Annotated in this window: 4 protein-coding genes and 1 pseudogene; 2 read left to right on the top strand and 3 right to left on the bottom strand. The window is 69.9% G+C overall.

What is annotated here, in order from left to right; genetic code table 11:
• Positions 1-534 (top strand): zinc-binding dehydrogenase (locus WA805_RS31025; protein ID WP_425244107.1); only part of this gene is annotated, 534 nt, incomplete at its 5' end.
• Between the two features lie 21 nt (positions 535-555).
• Here WA805_RS31025 and WA805_RS31020 read toward each other — a convergent pair.
• Together WA805_RS31020 and WA805_RS31015 are read right to left on the bottom strand one after the other, a co-directional pair.
• On the bottom strand, positions 556-1335 hold the full coding sequence (locus WA805_RS31020; RefSeq protein ID WP_424563327.1) for an SDR family oxidoreductase: 780 nt from the start codon (positions 1333-1335) through the stop codon (positions 556-558).
• Positions 1336-2028, bottom strand: a complete 693-nt coding sequence (locus tag WA805_RS31015) for a GntR family transcriptional regulator (protein WP_425244106.1) — start codon at positions 2026-2028, stop codon at positions 1336-1338.
• A 125-nt stretch (positions 2029-2153) separates the two neighbouring features.
• On the opposite strand from WA805_RS31015, the gene WA805_RS31010 reads away from it, so the two are divergent.
• The gene (locus WA805_RS31010) at positions 2154-2834 is read left to right on the top strand and encodes an alpha/beta fold hydrolase (protein WP_422340892.1); all 681 of its coding nucleotides are present in this window, start codon (positions 2154-2156) and stop codon (positions 2832-2834) included.
• A gap of 216 nt (positions 2835-3050) precedes the next feature.
• Here the strand turns inward: WA805_RS31010 and WA805_RS31005 are convergent.
• A pseudogene (locus tag WA805_RS31005) lies at positions 3051-3311 on the bottom strand (zinc-binding dehydrogenase); the annotation flags it as partial.
• Positions 3312-3406: the final 95 nt, after the last annotated feature.

The following is a 3406-nucleotide window of genomic DNA, read 5'->3' as shown; positions in this document are numbered from 1 at the left end:
GTGCACGCCGCGGCGCGCACCCCGCTGCCCGCCGACGGGCGGGTGATCGTCAGCGGCGCCGGGCCGGTGGGCATGCTGGCCGCCTTCGCCGCTCGGGCCAGGGGAGCCGAGGTGACCGTAGTGGGGGTGGAGCGGGACGAGGCGGTCCGGCTGCCGTTGCTGCGCGAGTGCGGTTTCGCTACCAGGACCGAGGCGCCTGCCGAGCCCGTCGGCGCCTGGATCGAGGCATCGGGGGCGGTGGCGGCGCTGGCTTCGGCCGTGGGCGGGCTGCGCGCAGGCGGCGACCTGACCGCGGTCGGCATGTACGACCGGCTCGCGGCGCTGGACGGCAGCAGGGTGGTCCGCCGTGAGATCACGCTCCGCGGCAGCTACGGCTCGGTGGCCGCCGATTACCTGACGGCGCTCGACCTGCTGTGCGGCGCTGCGGCCGTGCCCGCGGACCGCATGGTGTCGCCGTTCCCGCTGGACGACTGGGCGGCGGCGCTTGACGCGGTGACGCGGGGCACGGTGATCAAGGCCGCGTTGCGGCCGTGACCGTTTCCCGTTACGCGGGGCTCAGACCAGCCCGGGGTAGCTGCCGCCGTCCAGGAGGAGGTTGTGGCCGGAGATGTAGCCGGCCAGCTCGCCGCACAGAAATGCGCAGGCCGCGCCGAATTCCTCCGGCCTGCCCAGGCGCCGCGCGGCGATCGGGTCCGTCTGGTGGCGCCTGGCCTCTTCGAAGCTGATGCCTTCCCTGTCGGCCGTGACGTGAGCCACCTGGATCTGCCGGCCGCTGTCGATCTTGTAGGGCAGCAGGTTGTTAATCGTCACGTTGTAGGGCGCGGCGCCGAACGACAGCCCTTTCACCGTGGCGTGCAGCCCGGCGCGCGCTGCTGACGAGACGGCCATCCCCGGTCCTGGCGTGGTCACCATGGCGGACGTGATGTTGATGATGCGGCCGAACCGTCGCTCGCACATGCCGTCGATCACGGAGTCGATCAACCGGAGGTGGACGAGCATGTTTCCCTGCAGCGCCTGCTCCCAGTCGGCCTCGGTGGCGGTCCGCAGCGGTCCGGGGCGCGGGCCCCCGTTGTTCGTTACGACGATGTCCGGCTCGGGGCAGGCACCGAGCAGCAGTTCCCTGGTGCCCGGGTCGAGCAGGTCGCCCTGCACCTCGACCACCTTCCCGCCGCCAAGACCGCGGAGCTTCTCCGCGGCGGCCGCGAGGCGGGCGCCGTCACGGCCGTTGATCACCACGTTGACGCCTTCGGCGCTGAGCGCCTCAGCGCACGCGTAACCGAGGCCGGCACTCGATGCGCAAATGATTGCCCACCGGCCGGCAATGCCGAGGTCCATCTAGCTATCCTCTGACTGAGTGCGCGCGACAGCGGCCTTGACGGATAGGCCCGCGGTGATTTCCACGTGCCTGCGAATGAGTTCCGCGGCGTGGTCGGCGTCGCGGGACGTGATCGCCTCGACCATGGCGGCGTGCTCGCCCTCCACGTCACGGCTCATTCCGCCGGACATCTCGGACATCTGCCGCAGGACCTCGGCCTCGTCGTAAAGCCGGTGCTGCGCCGCCACCAGCCGCGGCGAGCCGCACGCCGCCACGCATGCCGCGTGAAAGACGGCATGGGCCCGGCTCCACTGCTGGCTGCCGACCGGATCGACCGAGGAACGCACGCGGGGCGTCAGCCTCAGCTCGTGATGAGCGGCGACGACGGACGCTTCCCATGGGGCGTCACCCCGCTGGATCGCGAGCCGGATGGCTAGCGCCTCGATGTGCGACCGCAGAAAGGCGAGATCGTTGATTTCCTCGACTGTGTAATTGGGGATGTAGAAGCCCTTGTTGGGCTGGGACTGGATAAGTCCCTGCTCAGCCAGGCGCGTCAGCGCTTCGCGCACGACGCTGACGCTGACGCCTCGCTGGGCGCACAGCTCGGAGAGCTTCAGGCGATAGTTGGGCGTGAACTCGCCCCGGAGCAATTTCTGCCGCAGATCCAGGTAGATCGCTTCAGACCGGGATGAGGCCTCCTCGGTAACTGCCATCGGCTTTGTTCTCCGCGCCTCGCGTTAGGGCTATTGGGCTGTACAGATGATAGTCTAGGTCTTACTATCGTTTGTCAAGTTGATACTCGATTTTACGCACTGTTAACGGCTGGAGGCGATTCCTGGTGGCTGTGTTCGGCCTGCTGCACGGCGCATTCGAAGGGGCGTGGGTCTGGGAGTTCCTGACGCCTGAGCTGCGCCAGCTTGGTCACGACGCGATCGCCGTCGACCTGCCGATCAATGACATCACAGCCGGCTGGGACGACCACGTCGACGTGGCGCTCGCGGCCTTCGGCGATGGGGACACGATAGTCGTGGCGCATTCGCGCTCGGGGCGAATGGTCCCGCGGCTGCTCGAGCGGGGGAAGTTCTCCGACGTGATCCTGCTCGCCGCCTCCATTCCCGGCGGCATCCTGCCTCCGCCCTATCAGTCGGGCGGGGCGCCAGCTGCCGGAGCGGTGACCGCGCAGACCAGGAAGACGGACTCGCTCGGCCGGACGGTCTGCACCAGGGAGGTCGCGGAGCGGCTGTTCGACGACTGCCCGCCGGGGACCGTGGACTGGGCGCTGGCGAAGGTTCGTCCGCAGCACGAGCTTCCGGTGCCTGACGACACCCGGTGGCCGGACGTTCGCGTCGCGTATGTCTACGGCGAGCAGGAGCCAGCGGTGGCCCCAGAGTGGATCAAGCTCGCGTGCCGGGAGCGGCTCGGCATCGAAGCCCTGGGCATGCCCGGTGGCCACTCGCTGTTCGTGTCCCGGCCGGCGGAGCTGGCGCGAACGCTCGATTCGCTGGTGCCCGTACGCTAACCCGCTCATGGGGTAGCCGTCCGCCCGGTCGTTCGTGAAGACGATCTTCGTGTAATCGAGTCCGGCCATGATCTGTTCAAACACGGCCGGCGCCCGGTCCAGCGGTACCTCGTGGGTGAGCGCGGCGAGCACGTTCATGCCGTCGCCGACCAGGCCGGCGGCGTCGGCGAAGTCACGGTCCTGGTAGGCGTACGTACCGTGCAGGCTGAGCTCGCGGACCGCGCAGGCGTCGACGTCGAGCGGCGCGGGCGCGCCCGGCAGGGCCACGAGCACCAGCGTGCCGCCGGAGCGTGTCATCGCCACGGCCTGATCGAGCACGCCCGGCGCCGCGGCAGTGACGAGTACCGCGTCCAGGCCTTCCCCGGCCGTCGCCGCCAGCGCGGCGTGCACCGGGTCCTCGCCAGGCAGCCGGACCGGGATCGCAGGGACCGCGGCGGCGAGGCGGGTCAGCTTGTCCCCGCTGATGTCGGTGACCACGATCGGGCCCGCGCCGAGGTGGTCCGCTACCAGTGCGCATATGGTTCCGATTCCGCCGGCGCCCAGCACCCCCAGGCGCGTTCCCTGCCCGAGGC

Source organism: Trebonia sp. (assembly GCF_049794275.1).
Lineage (GTDB): Bacteria > Actinomycetota > Actinomycetes > Streptosporangiales > Streptosporangiaceae > Trebonia.
This window is presented reverse-complemented; position numbering and strand designations above follow the sequence as displayed.